The sequence below is a fragment of the Thermomonas sp. genome (assembly GCF_041919455.1).
Classification (GTDB): Bacteria; Pseudomonadota; Gammaproteobacteria; order Xanthomonadales; family Xanthomonadaceae; genus Thermomonas.
Window position 1 is genome coordinate 22,413 of the sequence record NZ_JAYRTQ010000018.1, and the last position, 26,850, is coordinate 49,262.

General features: G+C 66.0%; 20 protein-coding genes and 1 riboswitch. Of the genes, 8 read left to right on the plus strand and 12 right to left on the minus strand.

Translation table 11 applies throughout. The features are described 5' to 3' along the window. The first annotated feature begins 85 nt into the window (after positions 1-85). From ACE3T8_RS12005 to ACE3T8_RS12015, 3 genes are read left to right on the plus strand one after another with little or no spacing between them, the layout of a single operon-like run. A complete protein-coding gene (locus tag ACE3T8_RS12005) occupies positions 86-895 on the plus strand; it encodes a 3-hydroxybutyrate dehydrogenase (protein WP_374609432.1) in 810 nt (269 codons plus the stop codon). A 4-nt stretch (positions 896-899) separates the two neighbouring features. Next, a complete protein-coding gene (locus ACE3T8_RS12010; protein WP_374609433.1) occupies positions 900-1,355 on the plus strand; it encodes a GNAT family N-acetyltransferase in 456 nt (151 codons plus the stop codon). Positions 1,356-1,363: 8 nt separating this feature from the next. After that, a complete protein-coding gene (locus ACE3T8_RS12015; RefSeq protein WP_374609434.1) occupies positions 1,364-2,026 on the plus strand; it encodes a response regulator in 663 nt (220 codons plus the stop codon). Positions 2,027-2,091: 65 nt separating this feature from the next. On the opposite strand, the gene ACE3T8_RS12020 is transcribed toward ACE3T8_RS12015, so the two are convergent. The 7 genes from ACE3T8_RS12020 to ACE3T8_RS12050 form a co-directional block, all read right to left on the minus strand. Continuing rightward, complete coding sequence (locus tag ACE3T8_RS12020) at positions 2,092-3,138, minus strand: NAD(P)-dependent alcohol dehydrogenase (protein ID WP_374609435.1); 1,047 nt, start codon at positions 3,136-3,138, stop codon at positions 2,092-2,094. Between the two features lie 47 nt (positions 3,139-3,185). Beyond that, positions 3,186-3,728 carry a hypothetical protein gene (locus ACE3T8_RS12025; RefSeq protein WP_374609436.1) on the minus strand — a complete coding sequence of 181 codons (543 nt, stop codon included), beginning with the start codon at positions 3,726-3,728 and terminating at the stop codon, positions 3,186-3,188. A gap of 91 nt (positions 3,729-3,819) precedes the next feature. Continuing rightward, positions 3,820-4,398, minus strand: a complete 579-nt coding sequence (locus ACE3T8_RS12030; protein ID WP_374609437.1) for a TMEM165/GDT1 family protein — start codon at positions 4,396-4,398, stop codon at positions 3,820-3,822. Between the two features lie 7 nt (positions 4,399-4,405). Further along, positions 4,406-4,584: riboswitch (yybP-ykoY riboswitch) on the minus strand. A gap of 58 nt (positions 4,585-4,642) precedes the next feature. Continuing rightward, complete coding sequence (locus ACE3T8_RS12035; RefSeq protein ID WP_374609438.1) at positions 4,643-5,272, minus strand: helix-turn-helix transcriptional regulator; 630 nt, start codon at positions 5,270-5,272, stop codon at positions 4,643-4,645. After that, positions 5,229-5,963, minus strand: a complete 735-nt coding sequence (locus ACE3T8_RS12040; RefSeq protein ID WP_374609439.1) for a cytochrome b/b6 domain-containing protein — start codon at positions 5,961-5,963, stop codon at positions 5,229-5,231. The genes ACE3T8_RS12035 and ACE3T8_RS12040 overlap by 44 nt, the downstream gene beginning before the upstream one ends. A gap of 123 nt (positions 5,964-6,086) precedes the next feature. Continuing rightward, positions 6,087-9,404 carry a PAS-domain containing protein gene (locus ACE3T8_RS12045; RefSeq protein ID WP_374609459.1) on the minus strand — a complete coding sequence of 1,106 codons (3,318 nt, stop codon included), beginning with the start codon at positions 9,402-9,404 and terminating at the stop codon, positions 6,087-6,089. A gap of 119 nt (positions 9,405-9,523) precedes the next feature. Beyond that, positions 9,524-11,773, minus strand: a complete 2,250-nt coding sequence (locus ACE3T8_RS12050; protein ID WP_374609440.1) for a TonB-dependent receptor — start codon at positions 11,771-11,773, stop codon at positions 9,524-9,526. A gap of 160 nt (positions 11,774-11,933) precedes the next feature. Between ACE3T8_RS12050 and ACE3T8_RS12055 the strand changes: the two genes are divergently transcribed. From ACE3T8_RS12055 to ACE3T8_RS12075, 5 genes are all read left to right on the plus strand, one after another. After that, positions 11,934-13,337: a GntP family permease gene (locus ACE3T8_RS12055; protein ID WP_374609441.1), complete on the plus strand. Its 1,404-nt coding sequence runs from the start codon at positions 11,934-11,936 to the stop codon at positions 13,335-13,337. A gap of 42 nt (positions 13,338-13,379) precedes the next feature. Continuing rightward, positions 13,380-14,669: a hypothetical protein gene (locus tag ACE3T8_RS12060; protein WP_374609442.1), complete on the plus strand. Its 1,290-nt coding sequence runs from the start codon at positions 13,380-13,382 to the stop codon at positions 14,667-14,669. A gap of 31 nt (positions 14,670-14,700) precedes the next feature. Then, positions 14,701-15,792 carry a DNA polymerase IV gene (dinB, locus tag ACE3T8_RS12065; RefSeq protein WP_374609443.1) on the plus strand — a complete coding sequence of 364 codons (1,092 nt, stop codon included), beginning with the start codon at positions 14,701-14,703 and terminating at the stop codon, positions 15,790-15,792. Between the two features lie 36 nt (positions 15,793-15,828). Beyond that, positions 15,829-17,109 (plus strand): MFS transporter, encoded by a 1,281-nt coding sequence (locus tag ACE3T8_RS12070; RefSeq protein WP_374609444.1) that lies wholly within the window; start codon positions 15,829-15,831, stop codon positions 17,107-17,109. Between the two features lie 172 nt (positions 17,110-17,281). Further along, on the plus strand, positions 17,282-19,642 hold the full coding sequence (locus ACE3T8_RS12075; RefSeq protein WP_374609445.1) for a Tex family protein: 2,361 nt from the start codon (positions 17,282-17,284) through the stop codon (positions 19,640-19,642). Between the two features lie 130 nt (positions 19,643-19,772). Here ACE3T8_RS12075 and ACE3T8_RS12080 read toward each other — a convergent pair whose 3' ends face one another. Genes ACE3T8_RS12080 through hsdR form a run of 5 tightly spaced genes read right to left on the minus strand, consistent with a single transcriptional unit; the run spans position 19,773 to position 26,676 of the window. Then, positions 19,773-21,260, minus strand: coding sequence for a restriction endonuclease subunit S (locus ACE3T8_RS12080; RefSeq protein ID WP_374609446.1), 1,488 nt, complete (start codon positions 21,258-21,260; stop codon positions 19,773-19,775). Further along, positions 21,257-22,696: an N-6 DNA methylase gene (locus ACE3T8_RS12085; RefSeq protein ID WP_374609447.1), complete on the minus strand. Its 1,440-nt coding sequence runs from the start codon at positions 22,694-22,696 to the stop codon at positions 21,257-21,259. The genes ACE3T8_RS12080 and ACE3T8_RS12085 overlap by 4 nt, the downstream gene beginning before the upstream one ends. Next, entirely contained in the window at positions 22,693-23,088 is a 396-nt protein-coding gene (locus ACE3T8_RS12090; protein WP_374609448.1) for a type II toxin-antitoxin system VapC family toxin, read from the minus strand. The genes ACE3T8_RS12085 and ACE3T8_RS12090 overlap by 4 nt, the downstream gene beginning before the upstream one ends. After that, positions 23,085-23,306: a hypothetical protein gene (locus tag ACE3T8_RS12095; RefSeq protein ID WP_374609449.1), complete on the minus strand. Its 222-nt coding sequence runs from the start codon at positions 23,304-23,306 to the stop codon at positions 23,085-23,087. Before ACE3T8_RS12095 ends, ACE3T8_RS12090 begins: the two co-directional genes overlap by 4 nt. A 55-nt stretch (positions 23,307-23,361) precedes the next feature. Then, entirely contained in the window at positions 23,362-26,676 is a 3,315-nt protein-coding gene (gene hsdR, locus ACE3T8_RS12100; protein ID WP_374609450.1) for a type I restriction-modification system endonuclease, read from the minus strand. Positions 26,677-26,850: the final 174 nt, after the last annotated feature.

Sequence of the window (26,850 nt, forward strand, 5' to 3'; positions counted from 1 at the left end):
CTTCGTACCACTGCCGGCATGCCCCGTCGCGCGGCCCGGCCTGCTAGCGTATGCAGCTGACGCAATGCAGCACGGATGACACCTCATGACCGATCGCTTCCTCGAAGGCCGCACCGCACTGGTGACCGGCAGCACCTCCGGCATCGGGCTGGCCATCGCCCACGCGCTTGCCGCCGCCGGTGCGAAGGTCGCGATCAATGGCCTCGGCACGCCCGGGCAGATCGCTTCGGCCATCGCCGATGTCGATGCTGCCGGCATCGGGGGCACCAGACACTTCGGTGCCGACCTGCGCGACCCCGACGCCATCGACGTGATGATGACCGAACTCGCCTCGTGGTCCGGTGGCGGCATCGACATCCTCGTCAACAACGCCGGCATCCAGCACGCGGTGCCGTTGCACGAGATGCCGGTGCAGAAGTGGAACGACATCATCGCGATCAACCTGTCGTCGGCGTTCCATACCATGCGCGCGGCGATGCCGATGATGGCCGCGCGTGGCTACGGGCGGGTGATCAACGTCGCGTCGGTGCACGGATTGGTGGCCTCGAAGGACAAGGCGCCGTACGTGGCCAGCAAGTTCGGCATCGTCGGACTGAGCAAGGTCGCGGCACTGGAATATGCGGCGCAGGGTTCGCGCGATTCCGGTGGCATCACCGTCAACTGCATCTGCCCGGGTTGGGTGGAAACGCCCTTGATCGAACCGCAGATCGAGGCGCGTATCGGCAACGGCACCCGCGACGACGGCGTGCGTGCCCTGCTCTCCGAAAAGCAGCCCAGCCTGCGCATGACCCTGCCCGCCGAGATCGGTACGCTGGCAGTGTTCCTGTGCCGGCGGGAGGCGCACAACATCACCGGCGCGGCGATGCCGGTCGATGGCGGCTGGACCGCGCAATAAGCCGATGCGGATCGAACCCGCCGATCTCGACAGCGCTGCCTTCATCGCCCTGATGGAGGAACACCGGCTTGCGATGCAGGCTACCGCGCCGCCGGAGAGCCAGCATGCGCTGGACCTGTCGGGCCTGAAGCAACCGCATGTCAGCGTCTGGGGGCTGCGCGAGGACGATGCATTGCTCGGCTGCGGCGCGCTGCAGCACCTGGATGCCACGCATGTCGAGATCAAGGCGATGCGCACGTCGCGCACGCACCTGCGCCGTGGCGTCGGCAAGACATTGCTGGCGCATCTGCTCCAGGAAGCGCGCGTCTCCGGTTACTCGCAGGCGAGCCTCGAGACCGGATCGATGGACTATTTCGCGCCGGCGCGGCGGATGTATGCGGATGCCGGTTTCATCGAATGCGCGCCCTTCGCCGACTATGTCGACGATCCCAACAGCACCTACATGACCCGCGCGTTGTAGCCTGACGCATGCCTTCGCTGCTGATCGCCGACGACCACCCGCTGTTCCGCGCCGCATTGCGGCAGGCCGCACGCGATGCGCTGGGCGACGTGGAATTGCTGGAAGCCGGCGACCTCGATGGCGTGCTGGCCACGCTGGACGCGCAGCCGCAGGTCGACCTGGTCCTGCTGGACCTGCACATGCCCGGCAATCACGGCCTGGCCGGACTGGCCGCGGTACGCGCGCAGCATCCCGGCGTCGCGGTGATCGTGGTGTCCGCGAACGACGATCCGCGCGTGGTGCGCCGCGCACTGGACCACGGCGCCGCCGGCTATTTGCCGAAGAGCGCCGGGCTGGACGAACTCCGCGATGCCATCCGCACCGTGCTGGCCTGCGAAACCTGGCTGCCGGCGATGCTGCGCGCCAGCGTGTCGCGGGCCGCGTCTTCGCCGCACGATGCCGATCTGGCGGCGCGCCTGGCAAGCCTGTCGCCGCAACAGTTCCGGGTGCTGACACTGGTCGCGGAAGGCCTGCTCAACAAGCAGATCGCCGACCGGCTGGACGTGCAGGAACGCACGGTGAAGGCGCATCTGACCGCGATCTTCGAGCGCCTGGGCGTGCGCAACCGCACCCAAGCGGGCGTGGTGCTGCGCGAACTTGAACTGTCGGATCCGGCGCGCCAGCTGGAGTGACAACGAAAAGGGGACGGAGGGAATTAAGCGAACTTAATTCCCTCCGTCCCCTTTTCGGGAAAGCGTCACATCGTCGCGACGTCGATCACGAAGCGGTACTTCACGTCGCTCTTGAGCATGCGCTCGTAGCTGGGCTCGATGTCCTGCGCGGCGATCATCTCGATCTCGGCGACGATGCCGTGCTCGGCGCAGAAATCCAGCATCTCCTGGGTCTCGGCGATGCCGCCGATCAGCGAACCGGCGATCGACTTGCGACCGAAGATCAGGCCCATGACGCTGGGGCTGGGATGCGGCGACGCCGGCGCGCCGACCAGGCACAGGGTGCCGTCGCGCTTGAGCAGTCCGGTGAACGCATCGAGGTTGTGCGGTGCCGCCACGGTGTCGAGGATGAAATCGAAGCTGCCCGCATGCGCCTTCATCTGCCCGGCCTCGCGCGAGTTCACCACCTGGTCGGCACCGAGCTTCAACGCTTCCTCGCGCTTGGATTCGCTGGTGGTGAAGGCCACCACGTGCGCGCCCAGCGCATGCGCGATCTTCAGGCCCATGTGGCCCAGCCCGCCGATGCCGACCACGCCGACCTTCTTGCCCGGCCCCGCATTCCAGTGGCGCAGCGGCGAATAGGTGGTGATGCCGGCACACAGCAGCGGCGCGACCGCGGCCAGTTGCTCTTCCGGATGGCGCACATGCAGGACGAAGCCCTGGTCGACGACGATGCGCTGCGAATAACCGCCCAGCGTGTGGCCCGGCGCATCCGGGGTCGGCCCGTTGTAGGTGCCGATCATGCCCTTCTCGCAGAACTGCTCGAGGTGGTCATGGCAGGCGCCGCACTCGCCGCAACTGTCGACCAGGCAACCCACGCCGACGACATCGCCGACCTTGAAGCCGCTGACCGCATCGCCCACTGCGCTCACGTGGCCGACGATCTCGTGTCCCGGCACGCAGGGATACAACGTGCCCGGCCATTCCGAACGCACCGTGTGCAGGTCGGAGTGGCAGACGCCGCAATAGGCGATGTCGATCTGCACGTCGTTCGCGCCTGGCGCGCGACGCTCGATGGCGATCGCTCCGACGGGCTTGTCGGCGGCGTGGGCGCCGTAGGCTTTGGTGGTCATGCGCAGGACTCCGGGAATGGGATGCCGGAAGTATGCGCCCGCCGTTGTTACCGCGCCGCCTTGTGGAACAGGGCCGCTGATGTGAACCACATGACAGCGAATGCCGCGCTGAGCATGCCGCCTTCCATCGAACCGAGCACCAGTGCGTACCCGCCTGCCAGCAACTGGGCGATGCCGGTGGCCACCATCGCGCGGGCCATGCCGGCGGCCCGCAACTGTCCGAGCAAGGCTCCGATTGCACCCACCAGCAACACACCCGCGAACACTGCATTGGCCAGGTTGTCTTCGTCGCCGATGATGCCGACCGCGAGATTGATCCAGACCAGCAGGAAGCCGAGCGCGATCGCAACTGCGAAACCGAGTCGATACAGCGTGTTGCCGGACATCCGCGTCGCCAATTCGTACGCGGCGCAGCAGGACCCCAGCAACGTCCCCATGACCACGAAGTCGAATGCCGTCCAGTGCACGCCTTCGGCACCGAGTTGCATGGCAATCGCCGGCAACAGGAGCAGCCCCGCCGCCGCGCCCCACACCGCCAGCCGCCATGGATTGCCCTTGCGCGTGTTGCCTGGTTGCAGTTGTGCTGCCATCGCCCTGCCCTCGCTGTAAGTGGCGCCACGTTGCGCCCACGCGGCGAAGATCCGGCGAACGTCGTGTGAAGCGTGGAAGAAGTCCGCCGCGTCAGAAGCCCAGCTTGCTGCCCGCACCCAGCAGGATCAACACACCGAACAACGCGAACAGGGACGCCGCGATACCGCGCACCACGCGCATAGGCACCTTGTGCAGCAGGCGATCGCCGATGAACACCGCCGGCACGTTGGCCAGCATCATCCCCAGCGTACTGCCGGCGACGATCGCGACCAGCGAGGCCTCGGTCGCGGCCATCGCGGCAGTGGCGATCTGGGTCTTGTCGCCCATCTCGGCGATGAAGAACGCGACCACGGTGGTGCCGAATACACCGAAGCGACCGACGTTGCGGACTTCGGTGCCATCGAGCTTGTCGGGGACCAGCGTCCACGCCGCCATCGCGATGAACAGTACGCCCAGCACCCAGCGCAACACGCCGGGGCCGGCCATGCTCATGACCCAGGCGCCGGCGGCGCCGGCCAATGCGTGGTTGGCGAGGGTCGCGACCAGGATGCCGAGGATGATCGGCAGCGGCTTGCGGAAGCGCGCGGCGAGGATGAAGGACAGCAACTGCGTCTTGTCGCCGATCTCGGCGATGGCGACGGCACCGGTGGCGGTGAGGAAAGCGGACATGGAAGGCACCCGGCCGGGAAGGGACACATGACCACGACGCTCCCCCGGCCTGCAGGAGGGGTCGTGGTCGATGGTCTTGCCAGATGCGGGATCGCACGCGCCACGGCCGATGTAGGCCAAGCATGTTGACGCGGGCCTCGCCGGGGCAGGCGAGAGGCTACTCCCCAAGGACGCGCGCAGTTTAGTCGAGGCGGCGCTGGCCCCACAAGCAAACGGTTTGTTGCGCCTTCGGATGCGCCGGCGGTCAGGGAGGTGCGACGGGGCCCACAGCGGGCGGCGTGACAGGCGCTGGCGGCAGCAAGTCTTCCAGAAAGAACGCGGACAACTCCGACCTGCCTGCCAGGCCGGACTTCGCATAGATCGCACTGGACTGCACGCGCGCGGTCTTTTCCGAGGTACCGCGCGCCTGCGCGATGTCGCGCAGGCTGAATCCCTTGAGCAGCAGGAACGCGACTTCCTTTTCGGCTGCCGACAATCCCCACCGATCCAGTTGCAGGTCGATGGAACGGGACAAGCCGTCGAGGTACTTCCGTGAATCGTTGCGCCATGCCTCCGCCTGCCGTCGGAACGCGAGGAAGTCGCGATCCTGCATGTCGAGGCGTTTGCGCAGGCGCCATGCGCCTCGCAGCAGGTGGAAGGCACCCAGGCCGGCGACCCCGACCACCGCAGCCTCGACCAGGAGGTGCCAGGCCGTCACGCCATCGCGCTGGTCGACCAGCAGGTCCAGGCCGGCGAGCAATGCGATCAAGCCAAGCACCGCGGCGATCACCGCGCGTTCGCCGCCCTGCAGGCCACCTGCCGGCGGCGCGGTGCCCGCGCGCTGCGACGGACTATCGACGTTCGTGCTCGTCTTCTTCGCTGGCGTCGGCTGCATGGCCATCCTCGTTTTCGCCCAGTTGCAGGGTGATGCCGAATACGTCGACGGTGCGGGCCTGCGCATCATAGGTCCGCCAGAGATGGCCGATGAACAGGCCGGTCAAGGCCAGGAAGGCCAGGCCGGCGAGCGGCATCGAACGGATCGGCGTGTGTCCATCGGCATGCAGCTTTTTCCTGCCGGTGATCATGCTCGATGGCAGGCGGTCGCGATGGCGCAAGGCATGCACCAGCACGCCGCCGAGGTGGAGCAGGACCACCGCCAGGAAGCCGTTGGCCAGCAGCTCGTGCACGTCCTTGAGCTGGCCGTTTTCGCCGCCAGTCGCCATCAGGGTGCCGGTGATGCCGAGTCCCAGCGCCAGGCTGGCCATCGTCACCGCGGCCCAACTGGAGGCCGGGTTGTGGCCGGCCCATTCCTGGCCACGGCCCGAGGCCATGTCCCTGAAATAGCCGAACAATCGCGCGGGGTTCAGGACGAGATCGCTGGCGCGGGCGTGGCGGGCCCCGACCAGCGACAACACGATCCGCAGCAGCAGCACGAACACCATGCACAGCCCCGCCAGCATGTGCAGCGAGAACCGCGCCGACTCGTCATCGACCAGGTTCGCGATGGCGAACGCCACGGTGAAAAACCCCGCGAACAACCAGTGGAACAGCCGGGTGGGAGCATCGTAGATCGGCACGTCGCGCATGGCGGAGCCTCGGTGGTCGGGAGGCTCCGATCGTGGGGACGTCCTGCGCTGGCGACCATAAGGCGAATGCCCTAACGCTTCGCAAATCAAAGGCTTGCGGCCGCATGCGGCGCCCTTGGCGTGCTAGCCCACACCCCGCGCCGCCAGCATCCGGTCGAGCACCGACTTCAGTGCCAACGGGCGCAACGGCTTCATCAGCAACGGCAGGCCTGCTTCCTGTGCGGCGGTGCGCACAGCACCGGTCTGGTCGGCACTGAGGATCAGGCAGGGCACGTTTCCGAATTCCAGGGACAGGCGCCGTCGCAACGCCACGCCATCGTCGCCGTGGTCGAGGTGGTAATCGAAGACCCAGAGATCGGCGGTCTCGCGTGACAGTTCGGCGCGTGCCGCCTCGCCATCGGCCACCGCGCGTACCTCGCAGCCCCAGCCGTGCAGCACGCTGGCCAATGCGTCCAACGCCTGTGGTTCGTTGTCGACCAGCAGCACCCGCAGGCCGGCGAGCCCGCGCTTCGGGTTGCGATGCGGCTGCGTGGCCGCAACACGCGGAACATCAATGCCGAAGCGGCTGCCGCGCCCGGGCATGCTGTGCAGGGCGACATCGGACCCCAGCAACACCGCGATGCGACGGGCGATCGCCAGGCCCAGGCCAAGCCCCTGCCCCGGCGCATCCTCGCCACGGCGGAACTCCTCGAAGATCGCGTCGAAGCGCGCCGGCTCGATGCCGGGGCCGGTGTCGTGGACCTCGATGCGCAGCGCATCGCCATCGCGGCGCACGCCCAGCAGCACGCTGCCATTCGCGGTGTAGCGCACCGCATTGGCCAGGAAGTTCTGCAGCACGCGGCGCAGCAGTTGCGGGTCGCTGCGCACCCAGGCGCGCGTGGGCACGTGGCGCAGGCGCAGGCCGCGTTCGCGGGCGAGCACGTCGAACTGCGCGACCAGCGGATCCAGCACCTCGGCCAGCGGAAAATCGCGCAGCTCGGGCACCAGGCCACCGGCCTCCAGCCGCGACATGTCGAGGAGCGTGCCCAGCAGGTCGGTGGTGGAATCCAGCGCGCCACCGATCTGCCGCGCAAGTTCGCGCTGCTCGCCGTCGCCGCGCTGCTGCAAGGCATCGGCGAACAGGTGCGCCGCATGCAGCGGCTGCAGCAGGTCGTGGCCGATCGCGGCGAGGAAGCGGCTCTTGGCATCGTTCGCGCGCTCGGCTTCGCCCTTCGCGGTCTCGAGCATCGCGGTGCGTTCGCCGACGCGTTGCTCGAGCGTCTCGTTGATGCGCTTCAGGCCGGTCTCCGCCTGGCGGAACGCGGTGACGTCGGTGAAAGTGGCGACGAAGCCGCCGCCCGGCATCGGATTTCCGCGGATCTCGACGATGCTGCCGTCAGGGAACACGCGCTCGGACAGATGTGCGGTACCGGCGCGCATGTGTGCGAGGCGGCGTTGCAACGCCACATCGTCATCGTCCACATCGCCGAGCGCACGCAACGCCCATTGCGATGCCTCGGCAATCGGCATACCAACCCGCAGCATCCCGGGCGGATACCCGAACAGTTCCGCGTAGCGCCGGTTCCACGCGACCAGCCGCAGGTCGGCATCGACCACGCTGATGCCCTGGCTCATGTTCTCCAGCGCGGCTTCCAGCACGCGCTGGTTGAAGCGCAGGTCCTGGCTGGCCTCGCCGACGATCGCGGCGATCGTGTCGAGATCCGCACCGGGACGACTTGCATCGGTGGCATCTCGCCGCGCGGCATCCAGCAGTACGCGTGCGGAGGCCGACCCGAGCACCGACGACAGCGCACGTTCGATGTCGGCTTCGGCGTCGCGACCGCGCGCCAGCAAGTGCTCGACCTGGGTCGCCGGCAGGAAGCGGCGGGCCACGTTGTCCAGGCTGCGTGCATCCAGACGCCGTCGACCCAGGCTGGCCACCGGCCGATGCCAAGCCGACAGCAGCAGCGTGCCGAGTGTTCCGACGAAGAGGCTGGCGGCGACAGCCCGACCCAGCGGACTCCAGCCGGTCAGCCCGAAAAAACTGTCAGGTGCGAGCCAGGCGATACCCAGTGGGCCTTCGCTCAACCACGATGGTGCGCCATCGCGCAGCAGAAGCGGCACCGGCAGGCACCAGGCCCAGGTCAGGAATGCGGCGAACATGCCGATCAGTGCCGCACGCGGCGGCGTCTGCGTGCGCCACACCGCGAAGCCGAGCGCCGGCGCCAGCGTCGCCAACGCCGAGAACGACAACGCGCCGACATCGGCCAATGCGGCGTTGCCGGCGATCGAGCGACTGTAGGCCCAGGCCAGCAGCATGATCGCGGCGATGCCCGATCGGCGCAGCAACAAGACGTTGCCGCGCAGGTCGCCGGCGTCGCCACGCGCCCACGCGCCACGCAACAGGCCAGGCGCCAGCCAGTGGTTGCCGATCATCAGGCTCAAGGTGAGCGTGCTGACCACCACCATGCCGGTGGCCGCGCTGAGCCCGCCGAGGAACGCAAACAGCGCCAGCCCGGTCTGCGATTGCGACAACGGCAGCGCCAGTACGTAAAGGTCCGACGGCACGCCCTGCCCGGCCAGCAAGGCATCGCCGGCGCGTGCGAGCGGCAGCACGGGTAACGCGATCAACACCAGGTACAACGGGAACAACCAGCGCGCGGTCAGCACATGGCGTTCGTCGCGGCATTCGACCACGCCGACGTGGAACTGGTGCGGCAGGGTGAACATCGCCAGCACGCCGAGCAGCACCAGCGGGATGAAGCCGCCGTTATCGGTCGAGGCCGCGGCCTGGGTCAACGAAGGCGGCGACGGCAATCCCAGGCCCAGCCACACGAACAGGCCCAGCGCGAGCATCGCCACCAGCTTGAACAGCGACTCGAACGCCATCGCCAGCACCAGCCCGCGGTTGTGTTCGGCGGCGCTGGCGCGGCGCGTGCCGAACAGCATCGCGAAGATGCCCATCACCAGCGCCACGTACAGCGAGCTGTCGTGCCAGGGCGGCTGGTCGGCACCGGCCTGCGAGTCGGTCAGCAGCGCAAAGCTCATCGACACCGCCTTCAGTTGCAGGGCGACGTACGGGATCAGGCCGAGCACCGCGATCAGGGTCACGCCCGCAGCGAGCCATGCATCCTTGCCCAGGCGGGTAGCGATCAGGTCGGCGATGGAGGTGGCGTTGCTGGCCCTTGCCAGCTTCACCAGTTGCAGCATCAGCCCCGCGCCGAGCGCGTACAGCAGCAACGTGCCGACGAAGGTCGGCGGCAGCGGCCAGTCGTAGCGTGCGGCCTGGGTGACTGTGCCGAAGAAGGTCCACGAAGTGCAGTAGACCGCCAGCGACAGCGCGTAGACGTGGTGCCAGTGGCTGGCCAGCACGCCCGGGCGCCGTTCGGCATACAGCGCAGTGCCGAACAGCAGGCCCAGCCACAGCACCGCGGCCGCGACGACCACCGCGACGCTCAGCATCGCGCCGCCTTCAGGCATCGGATTCGCGGCGAACGGTCATGGGCAGGCATGCGCGGCGAGGATAACGCGACGGCGGGCCAAGGCCCGCCGTCGTGGTTGCATCGCCTGGCACGCGTCGATCAGAAGTCGTACTTCACGGTCAGGCTGTACTGGCGCGGCGGGCCGTAGAAGCCGGTGTGCACGCCGAGCGCGGCGTACAGGTTGTAGCCGGTGGTGCGGTATTCCTTGTCGGTCAGGTTGCTGCCCTGCAGGGACACCGTCCACGCATCGTTCGCCTTCCAGATGATGCCCGCGCCCACCAGCCCGTAGCCATCCTGGGTGATCGGCTGCACGGTAGCCAGGGTCACCGGGTCCTTGACCACTTCGGTCGTGGCGACCACGCGGCTCTGGTAGGTGTAACCCACGCGCGCCGAGAGACTGCCGCCGCCGTCCAGGTCGATGCGGTATTCGGCGTTCAGCGCACCGGAGAAGTCCGGGGCGTTGGTGAATTCCTGCTGGTCGGCGATGTTGACGTTCTTGAACATGTAGGTGTCGAACTTCGCATCCAGCCAGGCCAGGTTGCCGGAGATGTTGAAGTGGTCGGTGGCGAGCCACTGGTATTCGACTTCCAGGCCGTTGACGGTGCCTTCGCCCGCGTTGGTGAAGTCGCCGAAGAACGCCTTGGTGTTCTGCGGCGTGGTGTACTCGGTGAAGATCGAGAGCTGGATGTCCTTGTACTTGTTGTGGAACGCGGACAGGTTCAGGAACAGGCGCTGGTCGAGCAGGCCCATCTTGGTGCCGACCTCGTAGCTGTCGACCTGCTCGTCCTGGAACGGCTCGGCCGAACGCGGCACCGCGGTGGCCTGCGCGCGGATGTTGTAGCCGCCCGACTTGAAGCCGCGCGACGCCAGGCCGTAGACCATGATGTCGGGGGTCAGCTGGTAATCCAGCGAGATCTTCGGCGACAGGTTCTTGAAGTTGATGGTCTTGTCGAACGCGGCGGCGACCACGCCACTGGGCTTGGTGAAGGTGCCATCGGTGTAGCCGATGTTCCTGACCACGGCGTGCTTGTCCTCGCTGGTCCAGCGCAGGCCGGCATCGATGCTGAACTTGTCGCTGACATCGAAGGTCCAGTCGGCGTACGCGGCGATGCTTTCGGTGTAGACCACGCCCTGGGTGTCGCCGAAGCTCAGGTTGAAGAAGTTGTTGAGGACCTGGCCGCCGGCCTCGCCGTCGAACTTGTAGAGTCCGATCACGCCGCGCGAGCGGCCGCCGGCATCGTAGTTGGCCTGGAATTCGTGGGTGACCTGCTCGTCGCTGTAGAACGCCTTGACGTCGGCGATCTTGTCCGGGGTGGTATCGAAGTCGATGTTGGTCTCGGTGTCCGACTCGCGCTTGGCCAGCACGTACTTGAACGTCCAGTCGTCGTTCATGCGGAAATTGGCCACGACCGACGCGCCGCTCAGGGTGGTGTCGTTGACGTTGGGCATGCCGTTGCGCACGTCGTAGCGATCCGCCAGCGGCAGGAACGGGCCGGTGGCCGGGGTCAGCAGCGCGTCGAACGGATTGGCCCGCAACATCTGCGCGCCGCGCACGCCGGAACCATCATCGACATGGTCGAAGGAGAACTGCAGGTCGAAGCTGTCGGTGACGTAGGCACCCAGGTTGGCGCGGATCGCGCGGATCTTCTTGTCGCTGACCTGCGCGCCGGTGACCAGGTTCTCGCCGAACCCGTCGCGATGCAGGTCGGCCACCGAGATCCGGCCGCGCAGGTACTCGCTGCCGCCGAAGCCACCGCCGACGGCGGCCTTGATGTCGCGCTGGCCGTAGTTGCCGATCGTCACCGAGCCGTAGCCGTTGAAGTCGGAACGCAGGCCCTTGGAGATGTACTTGATCGCGCCGCCGATGGTGTTCTTGCCGTACAGCGTGCCCTGCGGGCCGCGCAGCACTTCGATGCGGTCGACGTCGAACACGTCCAGCAACGCGCCCTGCGGACGCGCGATGTAGACGTCGTCCATGTAGATGCCCACGCCCGGGTCCACGCCCCACAGCGGATCGGACTGGCCGACGCCGCGGATGTAGGCGGTGAGCGTGCTGCTGGAGCCGCGCGCCGCGTAGATGGTCAGGTTCGGCACCTGCCCGTCGAGGTCGGCCAGGTCCTTGACGTTGAGCTTGTCCAGCGAGTCCGCGGTGAACGCGGTGACCGCGACCGGCACTTCCTGCAGGGTCTCCTCGCGCTTGCGGGCGGTGACCTTGATGCCTTCGAGGGTCGTGGTCTTCGGACCATCCGCCGCCGGCGTCGCATCCTGCGCCATCACGGTGCCGGTGCCGGCCAGCAACGACATGGCCAGCACGCCATGGATCGCCCTGCTCAATTGTTTGCGCTTCATCTGTCCCCTCCAGGGTAGGTGCACGTGGGCGGACCCACGCCGCCGATGGGGTGCACGGTAGGTGTTAAGCGTGATTGACGGCATTGGACGTTCGGACAATGGGCCGGCCCGCCGCCCACGCGGACACTCGTGCCCTGATTCCGCAAGCCCCGGTGGCGCAATGGATTTCCTGATCGTCCTGGCCGCGTTGTGCTTCCTGATGTTCGTGGCCTACCGCGGCTACAGCGTGATCCTGTTTGCGCCGGTGGCGGCACTGGGCGCGGTGCTGCTGACCGATCCGCAGCTGGTGGCGCCGATGTTCACCGGCCTGTTCATGGACAAGATGGTCGGCTTCCTCAAGCTGTATTTCCCGGTGTTCCTGCTCGGCGCGCTGTTCGGCAAGGTCATCGAGCTGTCCGGGTTCTCGAAGTCGATCGTGGCCGCGACCATCCGCGTGGTCGGCGCGCAGCGGGCGATGCTGGCGATCGTCGCGGTGTGCGCCCTGCTCACCTATGGCGGCGTGTCGCTGTTCGTGGTGGTGTTCGCGGTGTATCCGTTCGCCGCCGAGCTGTTCCGCCAGGGCGACATCCCCAAGCGCCTGATCCCGGGCACGATCGCGCTTGGCGCGTTCACCTTCACCATGGACGCGCTGCCGGGCACGCCGCAGATCCAGAACATCATCCCGACCACCTTCTTCGGCACAGACACCTGGGCTGCCCCGATCCTCGGCACCCTCGGCGGCGTGTTCATCCTGATCGTCGGCATGGCCTACCTGGACTGGCGTCGCCGCGTTGCGCTGAAGGCCGGCGAAGGCTATGGCGATGCCGCCACCCTGCTGAACGAGCCCGCGCCGTTCGCCGGCGGCAAGCTCGCCAACCCGATGATCGCGATCCTGCCGCTGCTGGTCGTCGGCATCGTCAACAAGCTGCTGACACTGTGGATTCCCTCGGTGTACGGCGACAGCCACAGCTTCGATCCGGCGGTGATCGGCAGCGCCGCGCCGGTGGTGCAGGAAGTCTCCAAGCTCGCCGCGATCTGGGCGGTCGAAGGCGCGCTGCTCGCCGGCATCGCCTGCGTGCTGCTGTTCGCGTGGAAGCCGGTCACCTCGGCGTTCGCCGAAGGCAGCAAGTCCGCGATCGGCGGCGCCTTGCTGGCCGGCATGAACACCGCATCGGAATACGGCTTCGGTGCGGTGATCGCTGCCCTGCCCGGCTTCCTCGTCGTCGCCAACGCATTGGGCTCCATCCCGAATCCGCTGGTCAACGAAGCGGTGACGGTGACCGCGCTGGCCGGCATCACCGGCAGCGCATCGGGCGGCATGAGCATCGCCCTCGCCGCAATGGCCGAGACCTTCATCGCCAACGCGAACGCGGCCGGCATCCCGATGGAGGTCCTGCACCGCGTGGCCGCGATGGCCTCCGGCGGCATGGACACGCTGCCGCACAACGGCGCGGTGATCACCCTGCTGGCGGTGACCGGGCTGACCCATCGTCAGGCCTACAAAGACATCTTCGCCATTACCGTGATCAAGACCCTGGCCGTGTTCGTGGTGATCGGGCTGTTCTACGCCTTCGGCTTCGTCTGACCTGCTTGCCATACCGGCAGCCGGCCCGCACCATCCCGGGCCATGAATGAACCCACGAATATCGATCCACGCCTGGCCCGCGTGGCCCCCACCTGGGAAGTCGAGCTGCTGATCTCCGGCGTGGCGATCTTCGCCATGCTGCAGCTGCCGGGCTGGCTGGACGACGGGATGTTCGCACTGGAGCCGCGGCTGGGCCGCGACTGGCGAATGATCGCGGTACTGGCCTACTTCTACTCGAAGAGCGCGGCGATCGTGCTGGCCTGCACCTTTGCCCTGCACCTGTTGTTGCGCGCACAGTGGATCGCGCTGATGGGCGTGCATTCGGTGTTCCCGCGCGGCATCCACCTCGACGATGCGCGCATGGGTCCGATCCAGCGCGAGATCGAAGCCGGGCAAACGGGCAGCACCGAAGAGGCCATCGAGCGGGCCGACAATCGTGCGAGCGTGGTGTTCGCGATCGGCGTCAGCGTCGCCCTGATCATCGCCATCGTCTGCATCGTGTTCTGCACCACCCTGCTGGTTGCCACCCTGCTGACCAACCTGGTTGGCCTGCAGGTCGAAACCTTCGTGGTGGTGGGTGGCCTCTTCATGCTGCTGATGCTGCCGTACCTGCTCGCGATCGGCGTCGACCAGCACCTCAAGGAACGCATCCGGCCCGGGACACCCGTGCACCGTCTGGTGGCGAGGGTCATCGGGCTGTACACACGGCTCGGCATGGGACGACGCAGCAACCACATCCTGGCGACCCTGCTCAGCAACCAGGGCGAGAAGCGCACCATGGTGCTGGTGTTCGGCATCATGCTGGTGGCGATCTCCAGCGTTTCCCTGATTTACGTCGCGATGCAGTCGGGCAATCCCATCGGCAGCTACAGCCTGTTCCCGAGCGCGCGCGCGCTCGAGATCGACGACGCCCACTACGACGACCGGCGCGATGCAACACGCGACCAGGCCGTTCCCTACATCGCCAGCATGGTCGTCGACGGGCCCTACCTGCAGTTGACAGTGCCCTATGAACCCCGCCGGGATGGCCCCGCGTTGCGCTCTTGCAAGCAGCCGGAGGAAGGAAAGACCGCGGAGCAGGCACAGGCCCTGCTGGCCTGCCTGCAGTCCACCCGTTCGGTGCTGCTGGATGGCAAGCTCGTCGAAGGCTTGCGCTACGAGATCGCCAGCGACCCACGCACCGACCGACCCGCGCTGCTGGCGATGATCGACGTGCGCGCGCTCGCGCCGGGACGCCACGAGTTGCTGGTCGGCAGGCCGCTGGTGCAGGACAGCCGCCGCGACAGCAAGGATCCCGCGTACCGCCACTATCGGATCGTGTTCTGGCGCTGATCCCGCGACACGCGCGGCATAAAATCTCGGCGTGAACGAAACGCCGCAGCGCAAGATCATCCACGTCGACATGGACGCGTTCTACGCGTCGGTGGAACAGCGCGATGACCCCGCCCTGCGCGGCAAGCCGGTCGTGGTCGCCTGGCGCGGTGCGCGCTCGGTAGTGTGCGCCGCGAGTTACGAGGCACGCGTGTTCGGGGTGCGTTCGGCGATGCCGGCGGTGCGCGCGGAACGCCTGTGCCCCGATGCGGTCTTCGTGCCGCCCGACTTCGTGCGCTACAAGGCGGTGTCGAAGCAGGTGCGCGCGATCTTCGAGCGCCACACCGACCTGATCGAACCGCTGTCGCTGGACGAGGCCTACCTCGACGTCACCATGCCCAAGCAGGATCTCGGCAGCGCCACCGCCATCGCCATGCACATCCGCGATGCGATCCGCGAGGAGACGCAACTCACCGCTTCCGCCGGCATCGCGCCAAACAAGTTCCTGGCCAAGATCGCCAGCGACTGGAACAAGCCGGACGGCCAGTTCGTGCTGAAGCCGGCGATGGTCAATGCATTCCTCGCACCACTCGCGGTCGGCAAGCTGCCCGGCGTGGGCAAGGTGATGGAAGCGAAACTGGCCGAACTCGGCATCGCCACCTGCAATGATTTGCGGCTGCATGGTACCGAAGCGCTTGAACAGCGATTCGGTCGCTGGGGACGGCGCCTGCACGAACTCGCCTTCGGCATCGACGAGCGCGCGGTGCAACCCGAACGCCTGACCCTGCAGATTTCCGCCGAGGACACCTTCCCCGAAGACCTGCCGCTGGACGCACTCGACGAACACATCCGCCGACTCGCAGCCAAGGCCTGGGCCGGCTACCTGCGCGAACGCGAACGCCACCCCGAGCGCATCGCCCGCACCGTGGTGCTGAAGCTGAAGACCAGCGACTTCCGCACCCTGACCCGCAGCCTCACTGCGAGCGAGCCGCCCACCAGCGAGTGCGCCTTCGCCGACATCGGCTGCGGATTGCGCGAGCGCGTGGACTTGCCCGCATCGACGCGCTATCGGTTGGTCGGCGTGGGCTTGTCCGGTTTCAGCGAAGCCGTCGGGAACCCGTCGATGGACGATCTGTTCGCCTAGTTCCGTGCAGGCCGCCGCTTCGCATACGCTAGCGCGATGACGACCGCAGACGCCTCCCCCGGACTCACCCGCCAGCAAGCCAGGACGCTCACGCTCGCCGCGCTCGGCGGTGCGCTGGAGTTCTACGACTTCGTGATCTTCGTGTTCTTCGCGACCACGATGGGGGCGCTGTTCTTCCCCGCCGACATGCCCGAGTGGCTGAAGCTGGTGCAGACCTTCGGCATCTTCGCCGCGGGCTACCTGGCGCGGCCGCTGGGCGGGATCGTGATGGCGCACTTCGGCGACCTGTCCGGGCGCAAGCGGATGTTCATGCTGAGCATCCTGATGATGGCGATCCCCACGTTGATGATGGGCCTGCTGCCCACGTACGCCACGGTCGGCGTGCTGGCGCCGATCCTGTTGTTGCTGCTGCGGATCATGCAGGGCGCGGCGATCGGCGGTGAGGCGCCGGGGGCGTGGGTGTTCGTCAGCGAGCATGTCTCGGCGCGGCATCGCGCCTTGGCCTGTGGCGCGCTGTCGGCAGGCCTGTGCAGCGGCATCCTGCTGGGCTCGCTGGTCGCGCGTGCGATCCATGCATCGTTCGATGAAGCCGAGGTGCTCGCTTGGGCGTGGCGCCTGCCTTTCATCGCCGGCGGCGTGTTCGGCCTGCTGGCGATGTTCCTGCGCCGCAAGCTGCATGAAACACCGGTGTTCGCCGAGATGCGCGAGCGCAAGTCGCTGGCCGCCGAGTTGCCATTGAAGACAGTAGTCCGCGACCATGCCGGCGCGATGCTGCTGGCGATGCTGCTGACCTGGCTGCTCACCGCAGCAGTGGTGGTGACCCTGCTGATGATGCCGGCGTTGCTGCAGGGCCTGGGCGTCAGTCGTGCGGATGCGCTGGCCGGGAATACCCTGGCGATCTGCGCGACAGTGGTTGCGAACCTGGTCGCCGGGTGGATGGCCGACCGCTTCGGCGCCGGTCGCGTGCTGGTGTTGTGGAGCGTGCTGCTGGGCATCGCGTTCTGGACGTTCTACGGCGCCGCACTTGCGGGCGCCTACTCGCCTGCGCTGTACGTCATCGCGGGTTTCGGCGTAGGCGTGACCGCGTTGGTGCCGGCCATCGCGGTGGGCGGCTTCCCGGCGCAGGTGCGGTTTTCCGGGCTGTCGTTTTCCTACAACGTCGCGTATGCAATCGCCGGTGGCCTCACCCCGATCCTGCTGAGCCTGGCGATCAAGGACGATCCCGCCGCGCCGATGCATTACATCGCCGGCATGGCGGTGCTGGGCGTGGCCCTGGGGTTGCACGTGATGATGCGGCGGGCGCGCGTGGCGGACTGACGCTAGCCGGGCTTGTAAAAGGGGTCAGAGTGAATTTTGCGCCGACTGGAATCGGCGCATCGATTCTTTCGATTCGCAAAACTTCACTCTGACCCCTTTTACGCTGTCAAGCTTACGCAGGCGGGACGCGGCGGCGACAATTGCGCTCCGTATCCGCAGTGCCCGCCATCGAATGACCCAGGTTTCCACCGCGCTCGCGCGCAAGATCGCCCAGACCATCGCCACCGAGATCGGCGCACAGGACGCGCAAGTGCATGCCGCCGTGGGCCTGCTCGACGAAGGCGCGACCGTGCCGTTCATCGCGCGCTACCGCAAGGAAGTCACCGGCGGGCTGGACGACACCCAGCTGCGCAACCTCGAAGCGCGCCTTTCCTACCTGCGCGAGATGGAAGACCGCCGCGCCGCGATCCTGTCCAGCATCGCCGAACAGGGCAAGCTCACCGATGCGCTGCGTGGCGAAATCGAGGCCGCGGACAGCAAGTCGCGGCTGGAAGACCTCTACCTGCCCTACAAGCAGAAGCGCCGCACCCGCGCGCAGATCGCCCGTGAAGCCGGGCTTGAACCGCTGGCCGATGGCCTGCTCGCCGACCCGTCGCAAGTCCCCGAAACATTCGCTCTCGCTTTCGTCGATGCCGACAAGGGCGTGGCCGACGCCAAGGCGGCGCTGGAGGGCGCGCGCGCGATCCTGATCGAACGCTGGTCGGAAGATGCGACCTTGCTCGGCGAGTTGCGCAGCTGGCTGGAAGGCAACGGCCTGATCCGCGCGAAGGTGGTCGAGGGCAAGGAGATTGCGGGCGAGAAATTCCGCGACTACTTCGACCACGTGGAATCGCTGGCGAAGATCCCCTCGCATCGCCTGCTCGCGCTGTTCCGCGGCCGCCGCGAGGAATTCCTGCAGCTCGAGCTCGATCCCGGCAGCGATGCCGAAGCGGGCCACCTGCAGGCCGAGAACCGCATCGCCCTGCATGCCGGCATCGCCGAACGCGGACGCGCCGCCGACGCCTGGCTGCGCAACGCCTGCCGCCTTGCGTGGCGCGCGCGCATCCACATGCACCTGCTGCTGGACCTGTTCAACCAGGCGCGCGAGAAGGCCGAGGCCGAGGCGATCAACGTGTTCGGCGACAACCTCAAGGATCTCTTGCTGGCCGCACCGGCCGGACCGAAGGCCGTGCTCGGCCTCGATCCCGGCCTGCGCACCGGGGTGAAAGTGGCCGTGGTCGATGCCACCGGCAAGCTGGTCGCCACCGACACCATCTACCCGCACGAACCGCGCAGGCAATGGGACCAGTCGCTCGCCTCGCTGAAGAAACTCTGCATCGCGCACGGCGTGCAACTCATCGCGATCGGCAACGGCACCGCCTCGCGCGAGACCGACAAGCTCGCCGGCGACCTGCTGAAACTGGTCCCCGAGCTGAAGGCGCAGAAGATCGTGGTCAGCGAGGCCGGCGCCTCGGTGTATTCGGCATCGGAACTGGCGGCGAAGGAATTCCCCAACCTGGATGTGTCGATCCGCGGCGCGGTGTCGATCGCGCGGCGCCTGCAGGACCCGCTGGCGGAACTGGTGAAGATCGAGCCGAAGGCGATCGGCGTCGGCCAGTACCAGCACGACGTCGACCAGTACCGCCTCGCACGCGCACTGGATGCGCGCGTGGAGGACTGCGTGAACGCGGTCGGCGTGGACGTCAACACTGCCTCCAGTGCGCTGCTGGCGCGCGTCTCCGGCCTGTCCGCTACCGTCGCCGAGAACATCGTGGTGTATCGCGATGCGCATGGCGCGTTCGCCTCGCGCAAGGCGCTGTTGAAGGTGCCGCGGCTCGGCGACAAGACCTTCGAACAGTGCGCCGGCTTCCTGCGCATCGTCGATGGCAGCCAGCCGCTGGACGCATCATCCGTGCATCCGGAAGCCTATCCGGTGGTCGAGCGCATCCTCGCCGCGGGCGGCGGCAAGCAGGTGAAGCAGGTGATCGGCGATACCGCGTTCCTGCGTTCGCTCAAGGCCGAGCAGTTCACCGACGACACGTTCGGCCTGCCAACCGTGCGCGACATCCTCAAGGAACTTGAGAAACCCGGTCGCGATCCGCGCCCGGAGTTCAAGGCCGCGACCTTCGCCGACGGCATCGAGGACATCCGGGACCTGCGGCCCGGCATGGTGCTGGAAGGCGTGGTCAGCAACGTCGCCGCATTCGGCGCCTTCGTCGATATCGGCGTGCACCAGGACGGCCTGGTCCACATCTCTGCGCTGTCCGATACCTACGTCAAGGATCCGCGCGAAGTGGTGAAGGCCGGCGACATCGTCAAGGTGAAAGTGCTCGAGGTCGACGTGGCGCGCAAGCGCATCGCGCTGACCCGGCGCATGGGCGACGAACCCGGCCAGGCTACCTCGCGCCCGCCGGGCGCCGAACGCGATGCTCGACGCGACGGGAATCGTGGCAGTGATCGAGGTCGCGCGAACACTCCGCCGAAGCCGCAAGCGCAGGCTGCGCCGTTCAATAGCGCCATGGCCGATGCGTTGAAGGGATTGAAGCGCGGCTGAGGTAGTGGGTTCGCGGTTGGCACAACGCTGAACGTCACCCGTCGTCATCCCGGCGAAAGCCGGGATCCAGCGCTTGTCTCAACGCATCGAAACGCTGGATCCCGGCTGTCGCCGGGGTGGCGGCAATCTCTCAGTGCTTCGCTGCTGGTTTGCGGCCCCGGCGTGTCTGCGCAGGCGCTGCATCGCGTTGGGCGCGCAGGCGCGCCAGCAGGACGCTGGCCGGCTCATCGTTCGGGTCTTGCGGCACCAGTTCGCCGCGAAAGGCTTTGGCGAGGATGGCGGCGGTGAGTTTGTCGATGCGGGCGCGGGCTGCGGTGTATTGCGACTGCACCTTGTCGGCCAAGGCGAACAGGGTTTCGACGCGGCGGACGATTTCAGTTTGTTCTGGGAGTGGTGGCAGCGGAATTTGCAACGCTCTTACATCGCCAATATTGATACCGCGAACTGCAACGCCTCGGGTAGACAAGCGCATCCTTCGCTGTACATCTTCAGAGAGCAACGCGAAATAGACGTATCGAGCGCACAGCCGGCCGGATATCGACAAGCGCGCAGTATCCTGCGTGATATTCGCACCAGAGAGTGCTTCGGGAATCTCGACAAGTCGACCCACGCTCCCGCGTATTGATAGCAGCAAGTCCCCCGAGTTGAGCCTGGAACGACGGAACTGCTCATCAATTGCAGGAGACGTCTTCTTGATGTTCGCGAGACTCAGTCTGTTACCCGGAAAATCCGCCACCCGGATATACGGCACGCCTTCTTCAAGTTCTGGCCCTGGCTTCAGGATGCCGTAGGTAATTGGTCGGCCTGGCGTACACACGTCTTTCATCGTGACGACACGCCATTCCATCGGGATGGAGTCTTGGGAAAGATCGTGCGCGTCATCGGTTGGATCTGAAGCATTGCCGCGCTTATGTCCACCCACATCCTCGTGATCTTTCAACAGTGCATCGCATAATTCTTGTGCTGTTTCGTGAGGCCTCAGACCACGCCACTCTTCACTCAACTCACCATTGGTCACCGCCGCCAGCACCGATTGCCGGAACCGTTTGAGCAAGCCGGGAATACGATCCAGCCGCGCACGCGAGATATCAATGCGCGCCAGCAGCACGTCCAGTTTTTCGGCGATGCGTTTTTGCTCGGACAGTGAAGCGAGTGGGACTGAGAACTCAAGAATCTGCTCTTTCGTGAGTGCCTGCCGCGTCACACCATAGTTGTCTTGTGTGATTACAGCCTGCAGTACTGGACTTGAGAGATAGGCACGCAGATATCGAGGATCAACCTCCGCCACTGGCCGAATAATGCATACATGTTGATTGACGCGCGAACCATTTAAATCAAACGGAGCAATGGTGACGCGACCAATCGAGGCTCCGGTAATGTTCAACAGGACATCGTCTGAGCGAACCTCTGATCCGTTGAGTAAGCGCGCTTGCTTGTCATCAAGGTATGCAAGCCCGTCGCGCTTGAACCCAAAAAAAACGACATTCATCGAGCGAATCAGTGGCGTTCCTGACTTCTTGTAGACAGATTCGCCACCTTTCGGTGTTGAGCCGCTTCCGACCTTGCAAGTCAACTCGGCGAGACTTACTTCCGTCCATCCGTTAGGAAGCGAACTCACGCCTCCTCCTCCAACCCCAACTCCGCCAGGATGCTGCGCAACTCCGCCACCGCACCTTCCAGCTCCACGATCGCCTCGCCCACCAACACCTCCGGCTCCGGCAACTCGCCATTCGCCTGCTCGCTGTCATCCTTCAACCAACTGATATCCAGACTGTCGCCGCGTGCGGCGATCTCCTCGCGCGTGAACATGCGGAAGCGGCCTTCCACGCCGGTGTCCTTGCGCTTGCTGCTGCCATCGGCCTTCTTGCCGAAGGCTTTCTCGAACTCGGCAAAATGCGCGCGGGTGAGTGGCGTGCGCTTGCCGAACGCGGGCATGTTGGCGCGCAAGTCATGGACCCACACGTGCTTGGTGTTGCCGGTGTCCTTCACGCCGCGGGTGAAGAACAGCACGTTGGTCTTGACGCCCTGCGCATAGAAAATGCCGGTAGGCAGGCGCAGCAGCGTATGCAGGTTGCACTTGTCCATCAGGTCGCGGCGGATCTGCACGCCCACGCCTGACTCGAACAACACGTTGTCCGGCAGCAGCACGGCTGCGCGCCCACCGGGTTTCAGGCCGCGCACGATGTGCTGCAGGAAGGCCAGCTGCTTGTTGCTGGTGGGATAGGTGAAATCGTCGCGCGTCGGTAGACCACCGCCCTTCTTGGTGCCGAAGGGAGGATTGGTGAGGATCAGGTCGGCCTTCGGCAGCTTCTGATGATCGCTGCTGAGGGTGTCGCCGAAGTGCAGGCCGCTGCTGTCGTCCGACTGCAGGTTGTGCAGCATCAGGTTCATCAGGCCCAGGCGCTGGGTGTCCTGCACCAGCTCCATGCCGTGGAACTGCCGGCGGAAACGGTCGTAGGTCTTCTTGTCCAGCGCGTCGATGTCGTTGTGCTGGCGGATGAAGTGGTTCGCCGCAATCAGGAACCCACCGGTGCCCGCGGCCGGGTCCTGGATGGTTTCGCCCAGTTGCGGTTGCATCAGCGCGACCATGCTGTCGATCAGCACGCGCGGAGTGAAGTACTGGCCTGCGCCGGATTTCTTCTCGCCTGCGTTCTTTTCCAGCAGGCCTTCGTAGAGATCGCCCAGGCCTTCTTCCTTGGCGGAATACCAGTCGATGGCGTCGATGGCGTTGACCAGTTGGGTGAGCGTGGCCGGCTTCTTGATGAAGGACGAGGCGTTCACGAAGATCTGCTGGACGATGCCCTTGCCGTGCTCGCCCAGGTGGATCAGCAGGTGCTTGTAGAAGGTCAGGCGCTCGGGCGCGGCTTTCGCTTCCAGATCGTCCCAGCGGTAACCCTTGGGCAACTTGTCCTCGGCCCCCGTTTCCTTCGCCATCTTGAGGAACAGCAGATAGGTCAACTCACTCACGTACTGGTGATAGGTGACGCCGTCATCGCGCAGGACGTTGCACAGGTTCCACAGCTTGCCGACGATGTCGGTGGTGCGCTTGCTCATTGCGTTGGTGTCTCGAAGGTTGCGGGCGCGTAGGCCACGTCGTAGCGGTCCGCGAGTGCGGCCAGGCGCTTGTCCAGCGTCCATAGCCGCGCGCGCGGGGTGAGCAAGGTGCCAGCGAGCAGGGCCACATCGACCATGCCGCAGCCCAGGCCGTGGAGTCGTTCGCGTTCGATGAAGTCGAGCAATTCAGCCTGGCTGGCCTGCACGGCCGGTCGCAGACGCGCGATGTCGTCCAGCGTGCGGCGGCGCGGTGCGGGCGGCGTGCCGCAGGCCAGTTCGGCCACGACCCAGGGATGGATCAGCACGGCATCGACTGCCAACAGTTGCGCCAGCGCGGGCTGGCCGTTGCGGAAATGCTCCACCCAGACGGACGTATCGACCAGGACATTCATTCCGAAGGCGCGTCTTCGTTCACGCGCAGGCCACCGCGGCGCGGTACGTCCGCCATGTCGGGCGCGGCGGCGCCGAGGGCAGCCAATCGCTGCGCAGCGCGAACGCGGATGAAGGTGCGGATGGCTTCGCGGAAGAGGTCAGCCTTGTCCATGGCCGGGTCGGCCACGGCGAGCGCGGCTTCGTAATCGGTGTCGTCGATGGTGACGGTGGTGCGCATAGTATCGCCCTTGAATCAAGAATGATGCCATTGTGCATCCATCTGGATGGCAGGGCTAGCCGGCGCTGCGCCAGATCGCCTCGTTCATGTCGGCAAGCAAGTCACTCAACTGGCCGTCGAAGATCTGATCCAACCGCCGGAAGCCGCCTTGCTCGCGCAGAGGTCCTTCGTCGATCAATGCCTGGTCGAGCACCACATTCGCAACGACCTGCTGTCCAAGCCTGCGCAGCCAGCCTTGCTGCATCGGGTTGAGCCCATGCGTGCGAATCAGTGCCTGCACGGCTTCATCCACGCGCTGGGCGTAAGGACGCAGCGGATCGCCGATGGCGGCTTGCCGCACGAATCCCAGCACGCGCGCGGCCACTTCGTGATTGGTGGTCTGGGTCCAGGCGGAGGTGAGGCTGCGTTCGTCGAAACCGGCACCTTCCAGCGCCGTGGTCAATTCGATCAAGTCGCGCCGGGTCAGGTCGCGCGGGCGCTGCACCACTGCCACCAGCGCGGGCAGCGTGTTGCCCTGTTCCTGGACGAAGCGGGTGAAGCGCTCCAGGTAATCCTCCGGCTTGCCGTAGACCGGGACAACCTCGAGCAGTTCGTCGTCGTGCCCTGACACCACCAGCGGGTCGAGCGGGAACTCGCGCGTGCGATCCAGCAACTCGCCCAAGCCCGCATGGCGAACCCACCAGTCGGCCAGCTTGGCGACGTCTGTCGTCTTGATGAACTCGGCAAAGTCCTGCGGATCCACGCCCGCTTGCTTGAGCCCCGCGGCCTGGGTGTCGGTCAGATGCCGTCGCTTGCGCTGCCATTTGGCCAACAGTTGCGTGCGGGCCTGCTCGGCGATGTCTTCGCCCGCATGCGCCACGATCTCCTGCACCAGTTGGGCGAAGCCGATGTTCGGGTTCTGCACCACCGGCCGCATGCTGTTGACGGCCTCCAGGTTCGCGTACAGGTCGACCGCGTCGAAAATGCGGAACGCCTCTTTGCCGATTTCATCGCAGCGGCGGGTGGCACGACCGAGCATCTGCTCGTACAGGATGCGGCTGTTGACCCGACGCAGGAAGACCAGATTGCTGATCGGCGGGACATCGATGCCGGTGGTCAGCAAATCGACGGTCACCGCGATGACCGGGATGCGTTCGTTGCGGAAGCGGCGGATCAACTGCAACGGCTTGTCCGCGGCACCGGTGATCTTGAGGATGCTGCCGTCCTCGATCTCGATACCCTTGTCGGCAAAAGCCTGCTTGAGCAAACGCACCACCATGTCTGCGTGCACATCGGTGGCACAGAACACCAGCGTCTTGTCGGGGCCGACCGGATTGACATGACCGGCCAGCGCCTCGCAGACAACGCGGTTGAACGACTCGGTGACCACCTTGCGATTGAACTCGCCGACATCGAAATCCAGCTCGTCCGGGGTCTTGAACAGGTCCACGCCCTGGGTCTGCGGATTGTAGATGGCGACGTCCTCGCCCACCTTGTAGTGGATGCCGTCTTCGCCCAGCCTCGTGCGGATGCGCAGGGCCGGATCGTGGTCCACCAGGTAACCGTCCAGCACGGCCTCGCGGTAGGAATACACGTACACCGGCAGCCCGAAGATTTCGGTGGTGTGCAAGGCTGGGGTGGCGGTAAGGCCGATCTTTACCGCATCGAAATGGTCCAGCACGCGCCGATAGCTGGAGATGTAATCGCGCTGATCCCGGAATGCGACTTCGGCATCATTCATCTCGCGGTCGAGCAGATAGCCGCGATGGCATTCGTCCACCACGATGCAATCGTAGGCGTCCACCGGCAGACCACCATCCTCTGCGTGCAACACCCGCCTGACCAATCCCTGCACGGTCGCGATGTGCACTCTGGTATCCGCATCGGGCTGCTGTTCGTCGACCTCCTTGATGCCGAACACATCGGTGAAACGCTGCAGCGACTCCATCTGCGTTTCCTTGAACGCATTGGCCGCCTGCTCGCCCAGCGCGGTACGGTCGACCAGGAACAGGATGCGGCGGAAGCGCTGTGCCTTGAGCAGGCGGTAGACCAGCGCGATGCAGGTCTTGGTCTTGCCGGTACCCGTGGCCATCGCCACCAGCATGGCCTGCTTGTGGTCGCGCACACCCTGCTCCACCGCTTCGATCGCATCGCGCTGGTAACGACGCAGCGGAAAACCGAAATCGAAACCGATCCGATCGAGCCTGGACTCCGCAACGACGTGATCCTGCTTGAGCAGGTCACGCACGCCGTCCGGGGTGTACCAACCATCCAGTGCACGCCGATGGTTCTCCGGCCTGCGCAGGTCGCAGAACCAGATGCCACTCACCTCCTTGAACTGCTGCTGGAACGGGCGGCCATTGGTGGCGAACACAAGCGGAGCGCGGAACTCGCCCCACTTCGCGCGCATCGGCTGACCGGCATCGTCGCGCAATCCGCTGGCATAGCGCTTGGCCTGGTCGATGCTGGCCGAGACATTGCGGCCGCCACGCTTGGCCTCGACCACCGCAATGCACTCGGTGCCGATGAACAGCGCGTAATCGGCCGGGCCACTTTCCGTTGGCCATTCGGCAATCGCCAGGTTGCGATGCGGTTCCGGCCGGGTGCCATTGCTGTATCGCAAGGCGCGGGTATCCGCTTCCCAACCAGCGTCGCGTAGCTGCTGGTCGATCAGTTCGCGGGTGGCGGCTTCGTCCAGCGAGACCAGCGATGCCGCCTGCTCCGCATTCTGGCGAATCGAGGCGAAGTGCACCGCAGGTTGTGCCAACGCCTGTGCCTGCAGCTGGACCAGTTGCGCCTTCAGCGTGGCGATGGCGGTGTCGCCTTCCTGCGCCAAGGCTTCCCACAAGCGTGCATCTTCCTGAGCCTGTACCAACAGCTGCTCGGCGGCACCCGCCTTTTCCTGTTCGATGCGATGGCTTTCGCGCAGGGCATCCAGCGCCTGCCGGAGTTCGACGGATTCGTCGATCGGCGCAGCAGGAGGGATGAACGCGCCACCCTTGAACGCCGGATCGGCAAATGTCCGCCGGAACCAGACGCCCATCTGGTTGGCGATCTTCAACGCCTCAAGCGCGGTGCGATGGTCATCACGGAGATGATGGGCGGCTTCGTTGCCCGCCTTGCGTACCCAGTGGAACAGATCGGCGATGTCGCGCGGCAACCAGCCTTCGCGCTTGAGCCGGGACAACAACGCCGCTTGGTTGTCCTCATCGGCGAGATAGAGACCTGCGCGCGCGGCAACCTGCTGTGCCATCAGTTCTGCGAACTGCCGCAGCTTGATCAGAGAGGTATTGGGATCATCGGAGAAATAGCGCTCGGCCGCTGCACCAAGGCGTGCAAGCTCTGCCTGCAAGGCAAGCAGATGGGAAAAATTGGAACGTGGTTGCACCATCTCCCCCGCCTTGCGATTCAACCCCTCCCGCATTCTGGCGGAAACAGAGGACTCTCGCGCGCCACCCTCAGTCCGGATCCACGGTGTTCGCCGACACCCCGCCGCCCAGCACCGCGCCGCGACGCTGGTCGCGGCCGTTCATCGGTTCCGCGGCCTGCAGGGCGACATCGGGCG

Excerpts from the sequence above, each read along its gene's own strand:
- ACE3T8_RS12010 (WP_374609433.1), top strand. The coding sequence starts at position 900 with ATGCGGATCGAACCCGCCGATCTCGACAGCGCTGCCTTCATCGCCCTG.
- ACE3T8_RS12035 (WP_374609438.1), bottom strand. The coding sequence starts at position 5,272 with ATGCAGCCGACGCCAGCGAAGAAGACGAGCACGAACGTCGATAGTCCG.
- hsdR (WP_374609450.1), bottom strand. The coding sequence starts at position 26,676 with ATGGTGCAACCACGTTCCAATTTTTCCCATCTGCTTGCCTTGCAGGCA.
- ACE3T8_RS12075 (WP_374609445.1), top strand. The coding sequence starts at position 17,282 with ATGACCCAGGTTTCCACCGCGCTCGCGCGCAAGATCGCCCAGACCATC.
- ACE3T8_RS12040 (WP_374609439.1), bottom strand. The coding sequence starts at position 5,963 with ATGCGCGACGTGCCGATCTACGATGCTCCCACCCGGCTGTTCCACTGG.
- ACE3T8_RS12060 (WP_374609442.1), top strand. The coding sequence starts at position 13,380 with ATGAATGAACCCACGAATATCGATCCACGCCTGGCCCGCGTGGCCCCC.
- ACE3T8_RS12055 (WP_374609441.1), top strand. The coding sequence starts at position 11,934 with ATGGATTTCCTGATCGTCCTGGCCGCGTTGTGCTTCCTGATGTTCGTG.
- ACE3T8_RS12070 (WP_374609444.1), top strand. The coding sequence starts at position 15,829 with ATGACGACCGCAGACGCCTCCCCCGGACTCACCCGCCAGCAAGCCAGG.
- ACE3T8_RS12015 (WP_374609434.1), top strand. The coding sequence starts at position 1,364 with ATGCCTTCGCTGCTGATCGCCGACGACCACCCGCTGTTCCGCGCCGCA.
- ACE3T8_RS12095 (WP_374609449.1), bottom strand. The coding sequence starts at position 23,306 with ATGCGCACCACCGTCACCATCGACGACACCGATTACGAAGCCGCGCTC.
- ACE3T8_RS12005 (WP_374609432.1), top strand. The coding sequence starts at position 86 with ATGACCGATCGCTTCCTCGAAGGCCGCACCGCACTGGTGACCGGCAGC.
- ACE3T8_RS12085 (WP_374609447.1), bottom strand. The coding sequence starts at position 22,696 with ATGAGCAAGCGCACCACCGACATCGTCGGCAAGCTGTGGAACCTGTGC.
- ACE3T8_RS12090 (WP_374609448.1), bottom strand. The coding sequence starts at position 23,088 with ATGAATGTCCTGGTCGATACGTCCGTCTGGGTGGAGCATTTCCGCAAC.
- ACE3T8_RS12020 (WP_374609435.1), bottom strand. The coding sequence starts at position 3,138 with ATGACCACCAAAGCCTACGGCGCCCACGCCGCCGACAAGCCCGTCGGA.
- ACE3T8_RS12025 (WP_374609436.1), bottom strand. The coding sequence starts at position 3,728 with ATGGCAGCACAACTGCAACCAGGCAACACGCGCAAGGGCAATCCATGG.
- ACE3T8_RS12045 (WP_374609459.1), bottom strand. The coding sequence starts at position 9,404 with ATGCTGAGCGTCGCGGTGGTCGTCGCGGCCGCGGTGCTGTGGCTGGGC.
- ACE3T8_RS12050 (WP_374609440.1), bottom strand. The coding sequence starts at position 11,773 with ATGAAGCGCAAACAATTGAGCAGGGCGATCCATGGCGTGCTGGCCATG.
- ACE3T8_RS12030 (WP_374609437.1), bottom strand. The coding sequence starts at position 4,398 with ATGTCCGCTTTCCTCACCGCCACCGGTGCCGTCGCCATCGCCGAGATC.